16 protein-coding genes, 1 tRNA gene and 1 pseudogene are annotated in these 19,933 nt (G+C 66.0%); 14 read left to right on the top strand and 4 right to left on the bottom strand.

Annotated features, from left to right (window positions below; all coding sequences use genetic code 11):
• Positions 1-1,227: L,D-transpeptidase (locus U0177_RS24125; RefSeq protein ID WP_409573232.1), on the bottom strand; the 1,227-nt coding region annotated here is incomplete at its 3' end.
• A gap of 440 nt (positions 1,228-1,667) precedes the next feature.
• Here U0177_RS24125 and U0177_RS24130 point away from each other — a divergent pair.
• The 9 genes and pseudogenes from U0177_RS24130 to U0177_RS24170 all read left to right on the top strand — a co-directional run bounded on the left by U0177_RS24130 (position 1,668) and on the right by U0177_RS24170 (position 12,422).
• A complete protein-coding gene (locus U0177_RS24130) occupies positions 1,668-2,108 on the top strand; it encodes a hypothetical protein (RefSeq protein WP_409573233.1) in 441 nt (146 codons plus the stop codon).
• A gap of 146 nt (positions 2,109-2,254) precedes the next feature.
• Positions 2,255-2,665: pseudogene (locus U0177_RS24135) on the top strand (RNase H family protein); the annotation flags it as partial.
• Between the two features lie 522 nt (positions 2,666-3,187).
• A complete protein-coding gene (locus U0177_RS24140; RefSeq protein WP_409573234.1) occupies positions 3,188-3,586 on the top strand; it encodes a hypothetical protein in 399 nt (132 codons plus the stop codon).
• A 154-nt stretch (positions 3,587-3,740) separates the two neighbouring features.
• Positions 3,741-4,640, top strand: coding sequence for an arginase (rocF, locus tag U0177_RS24145; RefSeq protein ID WP_409573235.1), 900 nt, complete (start codon positions 3,741-3,743; stop codon positions 4,638-4,640).
• A gap of 30 nt (positions 4,641-4,670) precedes the next feature.
• Entirely contained in the window at positions 4,671-6,704 is a 2,034-nt protein-coding gene (locus U0177_RS24150; RefSeq protein ID WP_409573236.1) for a hypothetical protein, read from the top strand.
• Positions 6,705-6,797: 93 nt separating this feature from the next.
• Positions 6,798-7,829, top strand: a complete 1,032-nt coding sequence (locus U0177_RS24155) for a mannonate dehydratase (RefSeq protein WP_409573237.1) — start codon at positions 6,798-6,800, stop codon at positions 7,827-7,829.
• Positions 7,830-8,162: 333 nt separating this feature from the next.
• Positions 8,163-8,726 (top strand): DoxX family membrane protein, encoded by a 564-nt coding sequence (locus U0177_RS24160; RefSeq protein WP_409573238.1) that lies wholly within the window; start codon positions 8,163-8,165, stop codon positions 8,724-8,726.
• Positions 8,727-8,874: 148 nt separating this feature from the next.
• On the top strand, positions 8,875-10,872 hold the full coding sequence (locus tag U0177_RS24165; protein WP_409573239.1) for a fructose-1,6-bisphosphatase: 1,998 nt from the start codon (positions 8,875-8,877) through the stop codon (positions 10,870-10,872).
• A 485-nt stretch (positions 10,873-11,357) separates the two neighbouring features.
• Positions 11,358-12,422: a 3-deoxy-7-phosphoheptulonate synthase gene (locus U0177_RS24170; protein ID WP_409573240.1), complete on the top strand. Its 1,065-nt coding sequence runs from the start codon at positions 11,358-11,360 to the stop codon at positions 12,420-12,422.
• A 6-nt stretch (positions 12,423-12,428) separates the two neighbouring features.
• On the opposite strand, the gene U0177_RS24175 is transcribed toward U0177_RS24170, so the two are convergent.
• A complete protein-coding gene (locus U0177_RS24175; protein ID WP_409573241.1) occupies positions 12,429-13,673 on the bottom strand; it encodes an aminotransferase class I/II-fold pyridoxal phosphate-dependent enzyme in 1,245 nt (414 codons plus the stop codon).
• A 31-nt stretch (positions 13,674-13,704) separates the two neighbouring features.
• Positions 13,705-14,631: an AraC family transcriptional regulator gene (locus U0177_RS24180; protein ID WP_409573242.1), complete on the bottom strand. Its 927-nt coding sequence runs from the start codon at positions 14,629-14,631 to the stop codon at positions 13,705-13,707.
• Between the two features lie 217 nt (positions 14,632-14,848).
• Between U0177_RS24180 and U0177_RS24185 the strand changes: the two genes are divergently transcribed.
• From U0177_RS24185 to U0177_RS24205, 5 genes are all read left to right on the top strand, one after another.
• Positions 14,849-15,202 (top strand): hypothetical protein, encoded by a 354-nt coding sequence (locus tag U0177_RS24185; protein WP_409573243.1) that lies wholly within the window; start codon positions 14,849-14,851, stop codon positions 15,200-15,202.
• A 162-nt stretch (positions 15,203-15,364) separates the two neighbouring features.
• The gene (gene guaB / locus U0177_RS24190; protein ID WP_409573244.1) at positions 15,365-16,819 is read left to right on the top strand and encodes an IMP dehydrogenase; all 1,455 of its coding nucleotides are present in this window, start codon (positions 15,365-15,367) and stop codon (positions 16,817-16,819) included.
• Between the two features lie 432 nt (positions 16,820-17,251).
• The gene (locus U0177_RS24195; protein WP_409573245.1) at positions 17,252-17,647 is read left to right on the top strand and encodes a hypothetical protein; all 396 of its coding nucleotides are present in this window, start codon (positions 17,252-17,254) and stop codon (positions 17,645-17,647) included.
• 3 nt (positions 17,648-17,650) lie between these two features.
• A complete protein-coding gene (locus U0177_RS24200; protein ID WP_409573246.1) occupies positions 17,651-19,282 on the top strand; it encodes a signal peptidase I in 1,632 nt (543 codons plus the stop codon).
• Positions 19,279-19,701 (top strand): hypothetical protein, encoded by a 423-nt coding sequence (locus tag U0177_RS24205; protein WP_409573247.1) that lies wholly within the window; start codon positions 19,279-19,281, stop codon positions 19,699-19,701. Before U0177_RS24200 ends, U0177_RS24205 begins: the two co-directional genes overlap by 4 nt.
• Before the next feature lie 139 nt (positions 19,702-19,840).
• Here the strand turns inward: U0177_RS24205 and U0177_RS24210 are convergent.
• Positions 19,841-19,931: transfer RNA gene (locus U0177_RS24210), tRNA-Ser, on the bottom strand.
• Between the last annotated feature and the right edge of the window lie 2 nt (positions 19,932-19,933).

A 19,933-nucleotide genomic window follows, 5' to 3' on the forward strand; every position in this document is an offset into this window, starting at 1 on the left:
ATGGATCGTCACCTGCGTGCCAATGTCGGCCCACTCATAAAGCCACTGGGCATCGTCGATATTCAGGTTGACGCAGCCATGCGAGAGGCGAAAGCCGGTACCCCAGCGATCGTGCCAGTAGGTGCCGTGAAACGCCACGCCACCAACGATATACTGCACCCATGGGATGTTTGGAACATACCATGTCTCACCGCCGGCCGAGCCGGTCATGGTTTCCACGGGGTACTTGCTATAGATCGCGAAGGTGCCGGTTGGCGTGTTGAAGCCATCTTTGCCGGTGGCCACCGGCGCGTTGAACACGGGGGTATCGCCTTCGTAGGCCGTCAGGTGCTGCGCCGTCAGATCTACGTCGATATGGCGTGGCCAGATCGCTGGTGACCAGTCGGGCGCGCCTGCCATCTGGGCACTGCCCGAGAACAGCTGCCCGTGCTGCATCGCCGCCTGGCGGCCTAGATCGGCCAGCTGAACCTCGTGCAGCGCGGCCAGCCCCAGGCCTAGCGACTGCGCCTCTTGCTGGTAAAAGCCGCCCAGCTCTTCGGGGTGGTACTCGAAGCGCGCCCGCTCGAAATACTGCGCCACGCGCGTCACACCGTCGGTAGGGCTAGGCTCTTCGATCGGCTCGCTGATTGGGTAGCCGAACACTGCCAGGCCGCCGCGCTTCAGCCAGAAGTTGAGAAACTTGCCGCCAAGCGTGTGCCCCGTTTCAGGAAAATAGCGCGCGCCGTCCTCGGGCTTGCCGGGCGCAAAAGCTTGCTTGCCGAAGAGCTGGCTGCCTAGCAGCGAGAGCTGCACCGAGCTTGGCGACTCGGGGTGATACTCGAAGCGCGCCCGCTCGAAGTACTGCACCACCCGGCCGTCCTCCACGATCTCTTCGCTGATCGGGTAGCCAAACACCAGCACACCGCCGTTCTCGCGCCAGTACGTCAGAAAGCCGGCCCGGTCGCTGACGTGGTGGCTGGTGGGCGAGAAGAACATATTCTGCACCACCGGCAGCGCCGCCGCCGACGCCGCGCCAAGCCGGCGGGCAAGCGCCTCGCGCTGGGCGCGGTCGGCCTGCTGTGCGGCAGACACCAGCGCCTGTGCGCGGTCGCGCGGCATCGGGGCGCTGAAGTCGGCCACGGCGGGCGCGTTACGTGCGTCGGTGGGGCGGGGCAAGAGCACCAGCAAAGCGGCGAGCAGGCTGGCGAGCAGCGGGAGGAGCAGCAGATAGGGGCGCGAGCGCGTCATATGGGCCTCTACGTCAGATGTGATACCGTAGTGCTACGATACCATGGGTTCATATTATATGTACATTTCATTTTCCTGACCATAGGCAAAATTGACGATTACGCCGCCCGCGCGTAGGCTGGCGACCTGTTCCGCGCGGCCGGATCGGGTACGCTACCAAGGCCGGCTGGCACGAAATCGACACTTTACAGGCCATAATTTTTGTTATACAATTTATATACCACTTGTTGCGTAAAAAGAATATACTCTCTCGCCATCTCAGGATCGTGCCCCTGAGGTATGCGCCGTATGGCTTGCTCACCTCTTTGATCGAGTGCGCTGGCTTGCGCTAGCGTTTGTCACGATTAGTTCCACATACCACAGATATGTGCGTTTTGGATTCCTCGTTAGGTTCTGCCCGGAACCTATGTGATTGTGGTGGGATGTGTAGAGGAGGAAACATGAGGAACCAACCCCAACGACTCCGGCTAAGCCAGATCGTCATCTGCTGCCTGGCCGGGCTGCTGATGGCCTGTGGCGGTTCGCCTGCGGCCGCGCTCCCATCGACGGTAGAGGTAAGCCTTAAGTCGTTCGGCATCCAATCGAACACAGCCAAGGCCAGGGCCGGCAAAGTAACCTTCAGCGTCACCAACCAATCCAGCGACCTGGTACACGAGATGCTCGTCGTAAAAAGCGATCAGACACCCGACGCGCTGCCGTACAATACCAACGAGGGGCGGCTATCCGAGGATCAAATCGACTCGAAAGGCGAAGTGCCCGAGCTGGAACCTAGCAAGAACGGCACCGTCTCGCTCGATCTGGCGCCTGGCAAATACCTGCTGCTGTGCAACATCGCGACGCATTTCAAGAAGGGCATGGTGATCCCGCTCGAGGTGCGATGAGCCGCAGCCGGGCGCATCTGCCGCCTCGATACTGAGCGCGAGCAGCGCAAATGTTTGTGCTTTGCCGAAGGCACCGCGCGATGGCGGTGCCTTCGGCATTTCCCGCGCAGCGCCGGCAAGGGGCAGACGTACGGTATAATGCTGGCATGACAGCAAACAACGATTACCCGCGCGTAACGATCACCAGCGATGGCGCTGCGCGCGGCAACCCTGGCCCCGGCGGATGGGCCGCGCTGCTGCAGCGCGCCGACGGCGCCGAGAAGCTGCTGACGGGCGAAGTGGCCGAGGCCACCACCAATAATGCCATGGAGCTGCTGGCAGTGGCCGCCGCGCTCGAGGCGCTCAAGCGGCCCTGCTCCGTCACACTGCGCGCCGACTCGACATATGTCATCGAGGGCCTGCGGCGGCTGCTGGCGGGCGGCGCGCTGCCAAACAAGAACCGCGAGCTGTGGGCGCGGCTGGGCGCGGCCGCTAAGCGCCACCAGATCGAATTCGAATGGGTAAAGGGCCACAGCGGCGACCCGCGCAACGAGCGCGTTGACGCGGCCGCGAACGCTGCGGCAGGCCGTGCGTATGCCGCCAGCGAGGCACGCGCCCCCGCCGAACGCCCCAGCGACGAGTGGCTGCTGGCGCTGTGCTCGCCGGCAGGCCAGCGCCCGGTGCGCTGGGTGCTGCTTACGCCGCGCGGTCGCAGGGCCGGCGAGCTCGTGGTGCGCGGCGTCACCGAGCCGACGGCCATGTACCAGGCGCTGGTACAGGCGCTCGAAGCTGCGCTCGCGCTGGCAGACGGCCAGCCGGTGGCGCTGGCGGTGGTGAGCAACTACGAGCTGATCGTCAAGCAGGGCCGTGGCGAGTGGCGCGTCAGGCAGCCCGAGCAACAGCCGCTGGCCGCGCGCGTGGCCGAGCTGCGCGGCGCACTCGGCCAGGTACGCTTCGAGTTCGCGCCCACCGCCGCCGTCATCGAGCAGATCGAGCGGCCATAATCGAGCGGCCATAGCCGCTGTGCATCTTTCGCGCCATGCCCACGGCATAGCTCTTGCCTTGATCCTCGCGGAGCTTGTTAGCAAAGCGAGGAGGCTATGGCTGAAAAAAGTTACCAGGACGCCGTGCAGGTACTGAAGGATCGCTTTGGCGGCCGCTGGGAGGGCGCCGAGCTCGATGGGCGCCGCGAGATGAGCAAGATCTTGCGGGAGCAGCTAGGCTTCAGCGATACTGACGCGAACGAGACGATCGACGCCATGGTTGCCAGTGGGCAGCTGCGCTACCACCGCGCGGCCGAGGTCGGCGGGCCTACGCCCATGCCGGCGCCAATGGCCGGGCCGACCGAAGGCATTGTGACGGGCGTTCCCGCGAGTGGCGGCATTGTGGGTGCGCCGCTTGCGCCGGCGATGGTTCCCGGCGGCGGCTATTGGGAGGTAGGCGCAAACGACAATGCACCGATCGGCCGAAGCGGCCAGGTGACGCCCGACGGCCTGTAAGCCTACCACTGCGTAACTGCTAGCAGCGCGGCGCGCCCGGCAATGCCGGGCGCGCCGCTTTGCGTGGGCCAGGCGCGCGCTCGTGGTACAATGCAGCCGGCCCGGCGCAGCGTAGCGCCGCCGATCGCACAGCCGCGAGCAGAGGAGAACACATATGCGCGATATCGCGATTATCGGAACGCCGGTAGACCTGGGCGCAGGCCGGCGCGGAGTCGACCTAGGGCCGGGCGCGATCCGCTACGCCGGCCTGAAAGAGCGCCTTGAAGCGCTGGGCCACCGCGTGCGCGACCTTGGCAATATCGTGGTGCCGCAGGCCGAGCAGTTCGAGCCGCCCACGCCGCACGAGCGCCTGCGCTACCTCGACGCAATTGTGCAGGTGAACCTCGATCTGGCGCACCAGGTGGCGACGGCGGTGGCCGAGGGCATGTTTCCGCTGATACTCGGCGGCGACCACAGCCTGTCGATCGGCTCGATCAGCGGCGTGGCGCGCGGCCGGCGCATCGGCGTGATCTGGGTCGACGCGCACGGCGACTTCAACACGCCCGATACCACACCTTCCGGCAACATCCACGGCATGAGCGTGGCCGCGCTCACCGGCCGCGGACACGCGCGCCTGGCCGGCCTGCTGGGCGATGGGCCGGTGCTGCGCGACAGCGACGTGGTGCTGATCGGCATCCGCGACCTCGACACGGCCGAGCGCGAGGCGCTGCGCCATTCGGGCATTCAGGTATTCACCATGCACGATATCGACCGGCGCGGCCTGGCGGCGGTGATGGACGAGGCGCTCATGCGCGTGGGCATGGGCACCGCCGGCGTACACGTGAGCCTGGATCTCGACGCGCTCGACCCGGCCGACGCGCCCGGCGTCGGCACGCCAGTGCTGGGCGGTATCTCGTACCGCGAGGCACACCTGGCCATGGAGATGGTGGCCCAATCGGGCAAGCTGCTGGGCATGGATCTGGTCGAGGTCAACCCGATCCTCGATTCGCACAATGTAACCGCCGAGCTTGCGGTTGAGTTCGCGCTCTCGGCGCTGGGCAAGCGCATCTTCTAAAGCCCAACGCCCGACATGCCCCGAGGTTCCATGGATCGCCGTTTCGTCGCCCTGATATGCGCGGCCGCGCTGGCGCTAGCGCTGTGGTTCACCTGGCCGCTAGCGGCGCTGCTGAGCGACCATGTGGCCGGGCGCTCGGTCGACGCCGAGCAGTTCCTGTGGTCGTTCTGGTGGTTCCGCGAGGCGCTAGTGGCGCGCCACAGCTCGCCGTTCGTCACGGGCATGCTGTACTACCCCGAGGGCGTCAGCCTGCGCTATTTCACCACCAACACGCTCCACGCCCTGCTGTCGATCCCGCTCCAACCGCTGCTTGGCCTGGTGCCGGCCTTTAACCTGATCGGGCTGGCGATCTTCGTGGCTACCTGCTTCAGCATGGCCTGGCTGGCCTACGACGTGACGGGCAGCCGCGCCGGGGCGCTGCTGGCGGGCGTGGCCTTCGCCTTCGGGCCAACGCAGCTGTTCCACTGGCGGGTAGGCCAGTACAACATGCTGTCAGTCGAGTTCCTGCCGCTCTACATCCTGGCGCTGCGCCGCCTGCTGCGCGCCGGGGGGTGGAACTGGCGTGCCATCCTGGCGTGCGCCGCCGCGCTGGCGTGCGCCGCGCTGTGCGATTGGCAGTTCGTGATCTACCTGGGGCTGTACTCGCTGCTAGCGGTGGGCGCGGCGCTGGCGCGCAGCCCGCGTGAGTGGCGGCGCATCCTGCCGCCGGCGATCGTAGCCGGCGCGCTGGCGCTGGCGGTGCTGCTGCCATATGTGCTACCGATGCTGCGCGAGCTAGCGAGCGACAACCCGTATATGCTGCGCAAAGAGATCGACACGATCTACCACTCGGCCGATGTCGCCGAATTTCTGCTGCCCAACCCGGCCAGCCCGATCTGGGGCGGCTGGGCGGCGCGCCAAGCGGCGGCGCTAAACGCGCCGGGGATCATCCCCACAGTGGTGAGCAGCAGCTACGTGCTACTGGCGCTGGCGCTGCTGGGCGCGCTCGCGCAGCGGCGCGGCGCGCGCTTCTGGCTCGTGGTGGGCGCGTGCTTCTGGCTGCTGTCGCTGGGGCCGCGGCTGAAGTGGTTCGGCACGCAGACCGATGTGCCGCTGCCATACCTGGCGCTGTTCCAGCTGAAGCTCGTGCAGATCACGCGCTTCCCGGCGCGCTACGCGATCGTCACGCAGATCTGCCTGGCGGTGTTGGCGGCCTATGGCGTGGCCACGCTGCTGCGCGCCGGCGTGCAATCGCGGGCCGGCCGGCCGCGCACCTGGCTGGCGGCGCTCGCGGGCCTGGCGCTGGTGGCCGAGCTATGGCCGGCGCCAAACGCCGTCGAGCCGCTGGCGCCGATCCCGGCATTCTACAACGACGGCACGCTGGCCGGGGCGGGCGCGCTGCTCGAGCAGCCCAACCCCTCGAACCGCGGCATGTTCTTTCAGACGCTGCACGATCGCCCGGTATTGTGGGGCGAGCTGAGCCGCGACAACCCGGCCGGGCCGCTGCTGAGCTACCTGCGCGAAGGTCCACCTGCGCCAACATCCGACATATTCGACGACACGCGCAACTGGCTGTGCGTGGCCGCCGCGATGCATATAACCCACCTGGTGCGCTACGACACGCCCAAGCCTCGGCCCGAGCCGCCTGGCGCCACCCGGCTGCGCGCCGACGGCGGCGCGACGCTGTACGGGCTTGGCGACCCTGGGACGGCCACGACGTGCGCGTGGCTCGACACCGGCTGGCAGCAGCCGAGCAAGTTCGACGACGGCACGCCGTACCGCTGGATCGGCCAGTCGGCGCGCTTCGCGCTGCTGCGGCGCTCGCCCGCCACGGTGACGCTGCGCCTGACGCTGCACTGCTTCGCTGGGCCGCGCCACGCCGAGCTGCGCCAGGCCGGGCGGGTGCTGGCCGCGCTGCCCAACTGCGGCGCGCCGCAGCCGCTGAGCGTAACGCTCGACCTGCCGGCGGGCTGGACATGGCTCGAGCTGGCCAGCGTTGAGCCTGCCAGCAACCCCGCCGACTTTGGCTACCCCGCCGGCGACCCGATCGCCGTAGGCGTGTCAAGCGTTATGTTTAGCCCATAGCACGCAACAGGCAGTAGCATGCGGCTTGCAGAACCGCGCATATGCTACACTCTACGCTACTTGTTCGCCTGACATAGCACCGAGGAGCCACGCATGACAACCGCAACCCTTCCATCTCAACCCATGGCCAGCACCCAGATCGGCACCCAGATCGCGCTGCAGCTGCCAGCCGAACCAAGCGAGGCCGATCTCCAGTTCGCGCAGCAGCTTGGCGTAAAGTACGCGGTGCTGTGGACCGACGGCGCCCACGCCGGGTACGAATACTACGCCAGCCGCCGCGAGCTGTTCGAGCGCGCCGGACTGACGATCTACGGCTTTGGCAACTGGGATGTGCACAACCAGGACGCAATCGTGCTGAATCTGCCCGGCCGCGACGAGAAGATCGAGCAGTACAAGCAGCACCTGCGGGCCCTCGGCAAAGCCGGCATCCCCTACACCACCTACGCGCACATGGCCAATGGGATCTGGAGCACCGCGCCCCAGACGACGCGCGGCGGCGCGCCTGCGCGCGCGTTCGATCTGGCGCAGGCCGAGAGCGGGCACTGGTTTGGCCGGCGCTACTTCATGCCGCTCTCGCACGGCCGCGCCTACAGCGAAGACGAGATCTGGGAGAACTTCGCCTACTTCATCCACGAGGTTACGCCAGTGGCCGAGGAAGCCGGCGTGAAGATCGGCATCCACCCCGACGATCCGCCCGGCGTCGACCTGGCCGGCGTGCCGCGCTGCATCTTCGGCAACTTCGCCGGCTACAAGCGCGCGCTCGAGATCGCCGATAGCCCGAACGTGGGCGTGTGCTTCTGCGTTGGCTGCTGGCTCGAGGGCGGCGAGCTGATGGGCAACGGCGTGCTCGAGTCGATCCGCTTCTTTGCCGAGCAGGGCAAGCTGTTCAAGGTTCACTTCCGCAATGTCGACGCGCCGCTGCCGCACTTTGTCGAAACGTTTGTCGACGACGGCTACTACGACATGTACAAGGTGATGCGCGAGCTTGTGGCCGCAGGCTTCAACGGCGTGACAATCGCCGACCATATTCCGCTGATGGCCGGCGACCCGCGCGTCGGCACAGCCTATACCGTCGCCTACATGAAGGCGCTGCTGCGCCGCGCACACGACGAGGCTGGCGCATAAGCTTCGCGTCTACGCCCGCGAGCAGCATTGCCCTCGGCCGGGGCTGCCAGGCGCCATGCCCGGCAGCCCCGAAGCCACGCACAGGCATGCCGCAACATATCCTCGGCGGCGTGCGCCGCCCGGCACTCACCCCAGACATTGCCACGTATCCCTGGCTTCGGCGTGGCCATGTCGGCAGAACAGGCCTATATCATCTATCGTGATTAAATTCACGATGGTAGCCGCTTTTTAACCAACAATTGCGTTCTGATCCCTGAAGCGCAACCGTAGTGGGTATATCCTGTATCCATCGGCACAAACAAAAACACTCAATCAGCTTCAAGGAGGAACATAATGAAAGCGCTCAATCAACCGAAGTTCACCGGCATCCTATGGCTGGTCGCCCGTCTGTGGCTTGGCTACGAGTGGTTTTCCGCAGGCTACGAGAAAGTCTTTGGCGAAGGCAACGTGGTGTGGGTCGGCTCCAAGGCCGGCGCGGTAGTCGGCGGCTTTCTGAAGGGCGCAATCGCCCAGTCGCCGCTGGCGCCGAACTTCGACCCGATCAAGAACGCGCACCCCGCCGTGCAGGCATGGTACGCCTACCTGGCGCGCGACGTGTTTCTGCCCAATGCCGCGCTGTTTAGCCATCTGGTGGCCTATGGCGAGCTGCTGGTGGGCATCGCCCTGATCCTGGGCGTATTCACGCACTTTGCGGCGCTGATGGGCATCTTTATGAACCTGGCCTACCTGTTCGCCGGCACCACCAGCACCAACCCGAATATGCTGGTCGTCGGGATGGTCATCCTGCTGGCCGGCGGCGTGGCAGTGGGCTACTACGGGGTCGACTTCTTCGCACGGCCGATCGAGCTGAAGGTGCTGCGGCGGGCGCACCTGCTGCCCGAGCCAGCGGCCGGATAACATTCGCGCCAAGCGCCCCAACGCGGCGGCCGGGCAATGCCCGGCCGCCGCTGCGTTGGCGTGGCGGCTCCACCGTAGCGCTGTTTACGAAACCCCCATCCTGAAGTAGACTGGTTCCAGACCAGCGCTACCCGCAAGGAGCCCGCCGATGACCGCACCAACCAGGTACGACCCGCAGGAGCTGCGCCTGCTCCAGCTGCTCAGCAGCCGCTACCCCACGATCACCGCCGCGCATATCGAGATGATCAACCTGCACGCCATCCTGGCGCTGCCCAAAGGCACCGACCACTATATCTCCGACATTCACGGCGCCTACGAGCAGTTCGACCACATCCTGCGCCACGCCTCGGGCGCGATCCGCCGCAAGATCGGCCAGACCTTTGGCGACGAGCTATCGGCGCGCGACCAGGTCGAGCTGGCGATGCTGATCTACTACCCCGAGCGCAAGCTGCGCGCCACGCTGGGCGACCAGCCAGCGCCAGCCGCGTGGATGGCCGCGACGATCGGCCGGCTGGTGCGGGTAGCGCGCGCCTCGGCCCAGAAGTACACCCGCAGCAAGGTGCGCAAGCGGCTGGCGCCGCAGCTGGCCTACATCCTCGAAGAGCTGCTCAGCGAGAGCCAATCCGACAACCTTCAGCGCGAGCACTACTACGGCAGCATTGTGCGCTCGATCGTCGATCTGGGCGAGGGCGAGAATGTCATCGTGACGCTGGCCTATCTTATTCAGCACCTGGTTGTCGACCGGCTTTACATTCTAGGCGATATCTACGACCGTGGCCCGGCCGCCGAGAAGGTGATCGACCGGCTGATGAACTACCACTATGTAGCGATCCAGTGGGGCAATCACGACATCTCGTGGATGGGCGCGGCCGCCGGCTGCGACGCGCTGATCGCCAATGCGTTGCGGCTCTCGCTGCGCTACGGCAACCTCGAGACGCTCAGCGACGGCTATGGCATTGGCCTGCGCCGGCTGGCGCGCTTCGCCGAGGCGGCCTACGCCGGCGACGCTTGCACCCAGTTCATGCCCAAGCCCGGCCTGCAGTTCGAAGGCTACAGCGCCGCGACCGTGGCGCGCATGCACAAGGCGCTCACGGTCATCCAGCTCAAGCTCGAGGCGCAGATCATCCGCCGCCACCCCGAGTACGCCATGGACGACCGGCTGGTGCTCGACACGCTCGACCTGGCCGCCGGCACCAGCACGCTCTACGGCGCGACATACCCGCTGCTCGACGCCAGCTGGCCCACGCTGCGCGCGCCCGACCGCGCCGCGCCGACCGAGGACGAAGCCGCTGTGCTCGACGACCTGCGCTACCAATTTCAGCACAGCGAGCGCCTGCAGAAGCACATTCGCTTTCTGTACAGCTACGGCAATATGTTCCAAGTGCAAGACGGCAACCTGAAGTTCCACGGCTGCCTGCCGGTCGATGAGCGCGGCGAGTTTGTCGAGTTCCTGCTGGGCGGCGAGCGGCTGGCTGGCCCGGCGCTGCTCGAGCGCTACGAGCAGATGGCGCGCGAGGCATTCTTCAGCCACGATCCGCAGGCGCGCCAGGCCGGACAGGACGCGATGTGGTACCTGTGGTGCGGGCCGCTCTCGCCGCTCTTCGGCCGCGCGCGCATGACCACGTTCGAGCGCTACTTCATCGGCGACACAGCCACGCACGCCGAACCCAAAGGCCCATACTACGAGCTGCGCGACAGCGAGGCATTTTGCCGCAAGGTGCTGGCAGCGTTCGGCGGCGATGTCGAGCGCGGGCATATCATCAATGGCCACACGCCAGTGCGGCTGAAGAAAGGCGAGCGCCCGCTGCTGGCGCACGGCAAGCTGATCGTAATCGACGGCGGCATGAGCGAGGCATACCAGCCCGTCACCGGCATCGCCGGCTACACGCTAATCGGCAACTCGCACGAGATGACACTGGCGGCACACGAGGCGTTCACCTCGGCCGACGCGATGATCCGCCAGGGCGTCGACGTCACGCCGCACACCGAGCAGATCGAGGCCTTCCCCGAGCGCGTGCTGATCGCCGCCACCGACACTGGCCAGATGCTGCGCGGCCAGCTTGAAGACCTGCAAAAGCTGATCGACGCCTACCGCAGCGGCGTGCTCGTCGAGCAGGCCCCCGGCGCGCGCCTGGCCCGCTCGTGAGCCGCCGCGCGCCCGGCACCCGCAAGATTGTGACAAATTGCAGTTACGAGATCATTATTAATCGTGGAGACACCATTACGCGCGGAAGTAACGCAGTGCGCTATACTCTGGTTGCACAGATCACTGGCTACGCACTTGGAGCCGACGGGTACGTGGGGATGTGATCAGTGTAACGCGTTCAGGGTTCCTCCTTGGCGGGTCGCCATGCTGCTCGAGCTGAGAGCGGCATGGCGACCCGTCATTTTACGGGGCTTGTACCAGCCCCGTTTGATCGCTTGCTTTTTGCGATGCCCTGCCCGGCTTCGCTGCCCCAAACCCGCACATACAGCAAGTGATCAGCAGGCCACACCCAAACCCCGAAAAAATTGCTATAATGGCGGCCGGTGCGCGGCGTGGCAGCCATGCTCGCCGGCCATGCGCCAGCCCTGGCTCGCCATTGCGCCTGCACCGTCGATTCGCCGTCAGAAAGCAGAGTGCAGGAACACATGGACACCACCACGCCGCTCGCGGATCAGCTTGGCAACCTCCACATCCGCGAGCTTACCCCGCTCCAATCGCCCCGCGATCTCAAGGCCCAGCTGCCGCTCTCGCAAGCCGCAGCCCACACCGTCGCCGCCGCCCGCGCCCAAATCCGGCGCATTCTACGCGGCGACGACGCGCGCCTGATGGTGGTGATTGGCCCCTGCTCCATCCACGATCCCGAGGCCGCGCTCGATTACGCCCGGCGCCTGTACCGGCTCCGCAACGAGCTAGACGACCGGCTGATGATCATCATGCGCGCGTACCTCGAAAAGCCGCGCACCACGATCGGCTGGCGCGGCCTGATCAACGACCCGCACCTCGACGGCTCGTTTGACATGAGCGCCGGCCTGGCGATCGCGCGGCGCCTACTGATCGCGATCAACGAGCTAGGGCTGCCAATCGCCACCGAGATGCTCGACCCAATCAGCCCACAGTACCTCGACGACCAGATCAGCCTGGCGACGATCGGCGCCCGCACGGCCGAGGCCCAGACGCACCGGGCGCTCGCAAGCGGGGTGTCGATGCCTGTGGGCTTCAAGAACGGCACCGACGGCAGCGTGCAGGTGGCGATCAACGGCTGCATCACCGCTGCCGGCTCGCACAGCTTCCTGGGCATCGACGACGACGGCCGTAGCGCGGTGGTAAAGACCACCGGCAACCCCGACAGCTTTGTGATTCTGCGCGGCGGGCGCGGCGGCCCAAACTATGGTTCCGAGCACGTGGCCGAGGCGCTGCGGCAGATTGGCGCGGCCGGCCTGCACCAGGCCGTGATGGTCGACTGCAGCCACGCCAATACTGGCGGCGATTTTCGCCTGCAAGAGGGTGTGTGGGGCAATGTGCTCGGCCAGGCGATCGACCGGCCCGGCGCGATCGTCGGCCTGATGGTCGAGAGCAACCTGCACGAAGGCAAGCAGCAGCTTAGCGCCGATCGCGGCGCGCTGCGCTATGGCGTGTCGCTCACCGATGGCTGCATTGGCTGGGAGCAGACCGAGCGGATGCTGCGCGCCGCCCACGCGCAGCTAGGGTAGCGCCGCTCAGGCGCCAGCCGTGCGCAGCCGCGCGAGCCGCTCGCCGGCCGCATGCAGCGTTTCGAGCTTTTTGGCAAAGCAAAAGCGCGCCAGCGGCGTGGCCGTGGCCGGGTCGCTGTAGAATGCCGAAGTCGGGATCGCCGCCACGCCGATCTCGGTTGTCAGCCAGCGGCAGAACGCCCGGTCGTCGGTGTAGCCAAGCACGCCAATATCGGCGCTGATGAAATACGACCCCTCGGCCGGCAGCGTTGGCAGCCCGGCCGCCTCGAGGATGCTCCGCAGCAGCGCGCGCCGCTCGGCGTACTCGGCGCGCATCTGCCCGTAGTAGCCGTTCGCCGCAGACAGCTCGATCGCCGCGCCGGCGGCCTCTTGAAACGGCGTGGCAGTGGCGAAAGTGACCCACTGGTGGGCCTGGCGCAGCGCGGTATTCAGCGCGGCCGGGCCTACCGCCCAGCCAATCTTCCACCCGGTGACACTAAAGGTCTTGCCGACGCTGTTGAGCGTCAGCGTGCGCTCCCACATGCCCGGCAGCGTCGCCAGCGGCACGTGCGCAGTGCCATCGTACACAAGCCGGTCGTACACCTCGTCGGTGATCGCCAGCACGTCGAACTCCTGGCACAGCCCGGCGATCAGCTCGAGCTCGGCGCGCGTGTATACCTTGCCCGTCGGGTTGTGCGGCGTGTTCAGCAGAATCAGCCGCGGGCGCTGCTCAAACGCCGCGCGCAGCTCGGCCGGGTCGAAGTGCCATGCCGACGAAGAGCGGATGACGGAAGCCGAAAGATTGCGTTGCTCGTTCGTCGTTAGCTCTTCGCCCTTCGTCGGCGGATAGAGCTGCACCACAATCGGCTGCGCGCCGGCCATGGTGATGTCGGGCACGTAGGCATCGTAGGCCGGCTCGAACACGATCGCCCGGTCCCCAGGATCGAGAAACGCCAGCGCCGCGTCGCACAGCGCCTCGGTGGCGCCACTGGTGACGCTCACCTCGCTCAGCCAGTCGATCTCGCGACCATGCTCGCGGCGCCACTGCTCGGCCACCGCCCGCCGCAGCCGTGGCGTGCCGGCCATGGGCGCGTACTGGTTCAGATCGGCGGCGATCGCGTCGGCGGCAGCCTGCTTCACGAACGCGGGGCCGGCGAAATCGGGAAAGCCCTGGCCAAGGTTCACCGCGCTGTGCTGCAGCGCCAGCGCGCTCATCTCGGTGAAGATCGTCGTGCCGAAGCCGGCGACGCGCCGGGCCGGGCGGTCAGTCATTGGTTGGCTCCTCAAAGGGTAAGCAGAACGTTCAATTCATCGACCGGAACTGCCGCCGATACGCGGCTGGCGCGATGCCCATCTGGTGTTTAAACGCGCGGCTGAAGGCGCCCTCGGACGCGTAGCCGCACGCCTCGGCCAGCGCCGCAACTGTCAGATCGCGACTCCGCAGCATATTGGCGGCCAGCGCGATCCTCCACCGTGTCAGGTAGCGGAGCGGTGGCTCGCCCACGAGGGTCGTGAAGCGTGCACAGAATGCCGAGCGCGACATCCCGGCGACCGACGCCAACGCCGCGTTTGTCCAGGGGCGGCGGGGTTCGGCATGCAGCGCGCTCAGCGCGGCGCCAATCGATGCATCGTGCAAGGCGCCAAGCCAGCCACGGTGCTGAGGCGGCTCCTGCTCAAGCCAAGCCCTTACCACTTGAATAAAGAGAACATCGACCAGCCGCTGGACGACGATTTCGCCGCCGGGCCGCGGCAGCGCCGCCTCGCTGGCCAACAGCGTCAGGGTGGCATGCAACTGGGTGGTGGCCAGCTCGCGCGCGCCGCGAATATGAATGAGGCGCGGCAATACGGTCATCAGCGGATGCGCCGCGCCGAACTCGATCGCAAACGTCCCACAGAGAATCACGGCGGCTGGGTCGCCGCCGTTCTGGCGTGCCCCGGCCGTCTGCGCCGCCGGATCGGAAACATCCAGCCACGAGCGGACGGGAGCCACGGGCATATCGCTGAGCTGATGCCCGCAGCCATGTGGCACGACCACCAGATCACGCGGAGCCAGCGCTATTGGCGCGTGCTCGCCATCGAGACGCAGCCAGCACGCGCCGCGGTCGATCATATGAAACACCGCCACGCGGGACGGTGCAATCCCAACACTCCACGGCGCAGCGAGCTCCGAGCGGCAGGCAAGGTTGCTGCGGAGATGCAGCGTTGTCAAGATATCGGTTAAGACATCCATAGGCAAACCTGCCTTTGGAGACGTTCGAGCAGGAAGGCCGGACGCGAAGAGTCATCGTGTGAGTGTCGCGGGATTATACTCCAGATCGGAAATTACATCCAAAGATCTTTTGCGTAAGCCCTAGCTGTATAGATGCCGCGCAAACAAGGAGCAAGCAATGTCGAGGATACGGACGTATCTGCCCTGGATCTGGGTTGGGATTGTCGCACTGCTGTTTATGATCAACGCCGCCACACTGCGTTTCGCCCTCGCCAGCTACCTCCAGGCAGATGTGGCGGCCTCCACACAGCTCTTCGCTAGCCAGGTTTCGGCGCGCGATCTCGCCTGGAGCGTGTTCGCCGTGCTGTTTTTGATACGCCGCGAAGCATATCTAGCTGCGGTTCTATTGCTTATGCGTATCACTATTGACGCCCAGGATGTCGCGTCGCTGCTGATAGGCCTGGCACAAGGCACACAGCCGCCACGCCTGATCGGCGCTGCAGTGTTCACACTGGCGCTGATCGCCCTGCACGCACTGGCCGCCTGGGGCCTTTTCCGCCGCGTGGCCGCACGCCAGCCACCCGTGGCATAGGCCACGGCAGGGCTACCGGCTTGGGTTTCATCGCGCCTGCCGCAGTCTTCGCCCGATTTTGGGGTGAGGCTTCAAAATCGAGCACAGCTACGAAAAAGTACCGCTATAATACGCAGTTGCGCGCTGGCGCTCGAAAAATAACGCAGGTAAGGAAATCGAACCATGGCAGCTATGAAACTACGGCCCGAAACCGCCCTCACCTTCGACGACGTTCTGCTGGTTCCCAAGCGCTCCTCGATCCGCTCGCGGCACGCTGTAAACACACGCACTCAGCTGAGCCGCGCGATCTCGCTCGCTATTCCGATCGTCTCGGCCAACATGGACACTGTCACCGAGTCGGCGCTGGCGCTGGCAATCGCGCGCATGGGCGGCATCGGCGTGCTGCACCGCTTCATGACGATCGAACGCCAGGCTGCCGAGGTCGAGCGTGTGAAGCGCGCCGAGGGCTTCATGGTCGAGCAGCCCCACAGCATCGCAGCCGACGCCACCGTGCAGCAGGCGCGCGTGCAGCTGGCCGAGCACGATATCGGCGGCCTGCTGGTGTGCGGCAGCGACGACGAAGTCGTGGGCTTGGTGACAACGCGCGACCTGCTGTTCGAGACCGATGCGCAGCGGCCGGTGCGCGAGGTCATGACGCCGCGCGAGAAGCTCGTCACCACCGAGCCGGGCGGCTCGATCGATGCCGCGCGCGCCAAGCTGCACAGCCACCGGCTCGAGAAGTTGCCGGTGTTCAGCAGCGATGGCGCGCTGCATGGCCTGATCACCGCGCAGGATATTATCAAGATCGAGCAGTGGCCCAACGCCACCAAAGACGCGCGCGGCCGGCTGCGGGTGGCCGCAGCCGTGGGCATTCGCCCCTCCGACATCGACCGCGCGTCGGCCTGCGTGAATGCCGGCGTCGACGCATTGGTGGTCGACATCGCCCACGGCCACTCCGACGGCGCGCTCGAGATGGTGCGCGCGCTTAAGCAGCGCTTCCCCAAGATCGACATAATTGGCGGCAATGTCGCTAGCCCCGAGGGCGTGCGCGATATGGTGGCGGCCGGCGCCGATGCAGTGAAGGTGGGCGTTGGCGCCGGGTCGATCTGCATTACCCGGATCGTCACTGGCTTTGGCGTGCCCCAGCTTACGGCGGTGGCCGAGTGCGCCGAGGCCGGGCGCGCGCTGGGCGTGCCAATCATCGCCGACGGCGGCATCCGCACCTCCGGCGATATCACCAAGGCGCTGGCGGTAGGCGCCAGCACGGTGATGCTCGGCAGCCTGCTGGCCGGCACCGACGAAAGCCCCGGCGCCAGCGTGGTGCGCGGCGGCCGGCGCTACAAAGTGGTGCGCGGCATGGCCTCGCTCACAGCCAACATCGATCGCCAATCGGTCGAAGCCCATCGCGAGGTCGACCCCGAAGATTGGGAGCGCGTCGTGCCCGAGGGCGTCGAGGCGATGGTTCCAGCGCGCGGCCCCGTGAAAGACGTGGTATACCAGCTTGTCGGCGGCCTGCGCTCGGGGCTGAGCTACGCGGGCGCCGCCAGCATCCCCGAGCTGTGGGAACACGCCGAGTTTGTGCGCATCACCTCGGCTGGCAAACAGGAAAGCGGCGCGCACGACGTCGAAACCCGCTAGACCGCCGGCAGACGCCGCTAGTCCATGGCCGATGCTCGCCAGAGCCGGCCGAGCATAGGCGCGCAGCCACCAGCATTATACCAACTCCGTTTGCTCACTTTCTTTTGTGATGCCCTGCCCGACTTCACCTGGCAGGGCATCACAAAAAGAAATTCGGCAGCTTCGCCGCCCCCAAAGCCCCACCATACAGCAAGTGTTCAGCCGAATGTAGTAGAACCCACCGGGCGTGCGGATTCTTCAAAGCCGCGTCCATGGCATTGCTATGCCATAAGATCGCTGCCTGGTACTTTAGGCATAGGCCGGCAATCCCCCATGGACTACCGTTAGGTAGGACTTATATGTAATTGCACTACCAGGGTAAGTAGGTGTAAAGTAATATCAAGCAACCGGAACGACCGGATGCTCAACAAGAACCCAGATGGAGGTAGCCCAATGTTTCACTCTCGCATCCCAATCCTCCGCATCGCGATTGCACTTGGACTGCTCGTGCTGCTATCAGCCACTGCATACGGCTTCGCTGCGTCGAACACCGTGCCCGAGAACGGCGCTGGCGACGGCCAGGCAACCATCAGCGGCTACGCGGTGACAAACGTCACCTACACCCTGAACGCCACCACCCCGACCAACCTCGACAAGGTCGAGTTCGATGTCGCGCCTAGCGCCGGCGCCGACCCGCCCACCACTGTCAGGGTCAAGCTGATATCGTCGGGCAGCACCTGGTACAGCTGCACCGCACCAACCACCGGCACCACTTGGTCGTGCGCCACCACCAGCCCCAGCGTGACGGCCAGCGCCGTCAACCAGCTGCAAGTTGTGGCGGCTCAGTAGGCAATGCGTGCCCGGCGGCGCCAGCGCTCAACCCTTCTCGCGGCCAGCATGCTCGCACTGCTCGCCGTGGCCTGGGCCGCGCTGGCGCCGCCCAGTCTTGGCGGCCGCGCGACATTCGTGATCGTCAACGGCAACAGCATGGAGCCAACCCTCCACCGTGGCGACCTCGTCATCGTCCGCGCGGCCGCGAGCTACCAGGCCGGCGATATTGTCACCTACCGCCATCCGCAGATTGGCCCGGTTATCCACCGGATCATCAGGCGCGATGGCGATCGCTATATTTTCAAAGGCGATCATAACCACTGGACTGACTCCTACGCGCCGGCGCAAGCCGAGCTGATCGGCCGTCTGTGGCTGTATCTTCCTAGCGCTGGCAAGCCGATCGGCTGGCTGCGCAAGCCGCTGGGAATGGCGCTGATGGCAGCCTTGTTGGGGAGCGTGCTTATGTTCAACCTGAACCGCGACCAGGCGCGCCGCCACCAGCGCCTGCTGCGCTACGCCGAGGAGCTGCGCGCTCAGCAGCCGCCCCAGCCATACCGCCGCCGCGCCGCCGCGCCACTGGGCCGGCCAACGCCGCTCCATCCAGGCGGCGCCATCCAGCTTGCCGCCGCGGTGCTGGCGCTAGCGGCGCTGGGCGCGCTGAGCCTGGCAGTGCTGGCATTCATCCGCCCGCTCGAGACCGCAACCACCGAAGACCTGCCCTACACGCAGAGCGGCGTATTCAGCTACACTGCCAGTGCGCCAGCCGGCCTGTACGACGCCGGCACAGCCCAGACCGGCGAGCCGATCTTCCGTAAGCTCATGAACCAGCTACAGCTGCGTTTCAGCTACACTGCCAGCGCCGACGAGCCACACCAGCTGGCCGGCTCGTACCGCATGCTCGCCGAGATCAGCGCCGCCGACGGCTGGAAGCGCTCGGTCGAGCTACTGCCCACAAGCCAATTCACAGGCGAGCATTTCGCCACCCAGGCCCGGCTCAACCTCGACGATATTCAAGCGCTGATCGACGCGATGGAGCAGCAAACCGGGCTGATTCACCAACATTATACTCTGGCGCTCGTGCCAGAGGTGACCCTGTCGGGCACGCTGGGCGGCCAGGCGCTACACGATACATTCGCGCCACGGCTGGAATTTCAGCTCAGCGCGCTCGAGCTACAGCAGCAGCGCGATAGCACGCGCAGCGACGATCCGCTCGCGCCAAGCCAGAAAGGCCTGATCAAGCGCACACAAGCCAGCCCTGCCACGCTTGGCGTGTTCGGCCTGGCGCTCGATGCCGGCCTGACACGCTGGCTCGCCACAATCGCCGCAGTGCTAGCGGGCGGCACAGCCGTGGCGCTGAGCATCAAGCTGGCCATGGCTAACAGCACTAACGAGCCAGCTCGCATTCGCCGCCAGTACGGGCAGCTGCTGGTGGCCGTAAACGACAGCGACCTCAGCGACACCGACCACGTGGTAGATGTCGCGACGATTGCCGACCTAGTGCGGATCGCCGATCGCGACGAACGCATGATTTTGTATACGCGGCGCGGCGCTGTGCACTACTACATGGTGCCGATTGCCGGCGTGAACTACCAATATCGCTCGGTCGACGCGGTGGCGGCGCTGGCGATAGAAACGGAAAGGCACGAGTCATGATCGCCCGAGTGTGTATCTATGGATCGGTGCTGGGCATGCTTGGCCTGATCCTGGCGGGAATTCTGTCGGCCTCAGCATCGGCCAACACCGTGCCAGCTTCGAACGTGGCCTTCACGGCGTTCGAGATCGACGCAAACGCACTGAAGCCTGCGGCCTGCGCCAGCCTCGATCTTTCGTCGATTATCACGGCCAGCGGCGTGATCACCGGCAACACCGGCGGCACACTGATCCTTGGCGGTCGCGGCGACGACACGCTGGCTGGCCTGGGGGGCGGCGACTGCATCGTGGGCGGCGGTGGCGACGATGTGCTCCGTGGAGGCGGCGGCAACGACGTGCTGATCGGCGGCCGTGGCAACGACACCTGCGTCGGCGGCTCTGGCGAGAACACATTGATCGGGTGCGAGAGCGAGGCGCCCTAAAGCGGCCTCGGGCTGTTTCCGTGGCGTGCCGCTAGTGAAACACTCGTGACATAGTGAACACCCGGCGCCGGAAGGCGGCCGGGTGTTTATTACGTGGCTCTCGCGGTACTGCCGTGCGGCAAAGGCGATTGTAACGTTGTGGCGGGGAGGGAGGGATTCGAACCCTCGAGGGGATTGCTCCCCTAGCGGTTTAGCAAACCGCCGCACTAGGCCTACTATGCGACCTCCCCAT

This window comes from Kouleothrix sp. (assembly GCF_046328425.1).
Classification (GTDB): Bacteria; Chloroflexota; Chloroflexia; order Chloroflexales; family Roseiflexaceae; genus Kouleothrix.

Bases quoted from the DNA above. Each gene is read 5' to 3' on its own strand.
- U0177_RS24175 (WP_409573241.1), bottom strand. From the start codon at position 13,673: ATGACTGACCGCCCGGCCCGGCGCGTCGCCGGCTTCGGCACGACGATC.
- U0177_RS24130 (WP_409573233.1), top strand. From the start codon at position 1,668: ATGAGGAACCAACCCCAACGACTCCGGCTAAGCCAGATCGTCATCTGC.
- U0177_RS24200 (WP_409573246.1), top strand. From the start codon at position 17,651: ATGCGTGCCCGGCGGCGCCAGCGCTCAACCCTTCTCGCGGCCAGCATG.
- U0177_RS24195 (WP_409573245.1), top strand. From the start codon at position 17,252: ATGTTTCACTCTCGCATCCCAATCCTCCGCATCGCGATTGCACTTGGA.
- U0177_RS24150 (WP_409573236.1), top strand. From the start codon at position 4,671: ATGGATCGCCGTTTCGTCGCCCTGATATGCGCGGCCGCGCTGGCGCTA.
- U0177_RS24165 (WP_409573239.1), top strand. From the start codon at position 8,875: ATGACCGCACCAACCAGGTACGACCCGCAGGAGCTGCGCCTGCTCCAG.
- rocF (WP_409573235.1), top strand. From the start codon at position 3,741: ATGCGCGATATCGCGATTATCGGAACGCCGGTAGACCTGGGCGCAGGC.
- U0177_RS24140 (WP_409573234.1), top strand. From the start codon at position 3,188: ATGGCTGAAAAAAGTTACCAGGACGCCGTGCAGGTACTGAAGGATCGC.
- guaB (WP_409573244.1), top strand. From the start codon at position 15,365: ATGGCAGCTATGAAACTACGGCCCGAAACCGCCCTCACCTTCGACGAC.
- U0177_RS24160 (WP_409573238.1), top strand. From the start codon at position 8,163: ATGAAAGCGCTCAATCAACCGAAGTTCACCGGCATCCTATGGCTGGTC.
- U0177_RS24180 (WP_409573242.1), bottom strand. From the start codon at position 14,631: ATGGATGTCTTAACCGATATCTTGACAACGCTGCATCTCCGCAGCAAC.
- U0177_RS24170 (WP_409573240.1), top strand. From the start codon at position 11,358: ATGGACACCACCACGCCGCTCGCGGATCAGCTTGGCAACCTCCACATC.
- U0177_RS24155 (WP_409573237.1), top strand. From the start codon at position 6,798: ATGACAACCGCAACCCTTCCATCTCAACCCATGGCCAGCACCCAGATC.
- U0177_RS24185 (WP_409573243.1), top strand. From the start codon at position 14,849: ATGATCAACGCCGCCACACTGCGTTTCGCCCTCGCCAGCTACCTCCAG.
- U0177_RS24205 (WP_409573247.1), top strand. From the start codon at position 19,279: ATGATCGCCCGAGTGTGTATCTATGGATCGGTGCTGGGCATGCTTGGC.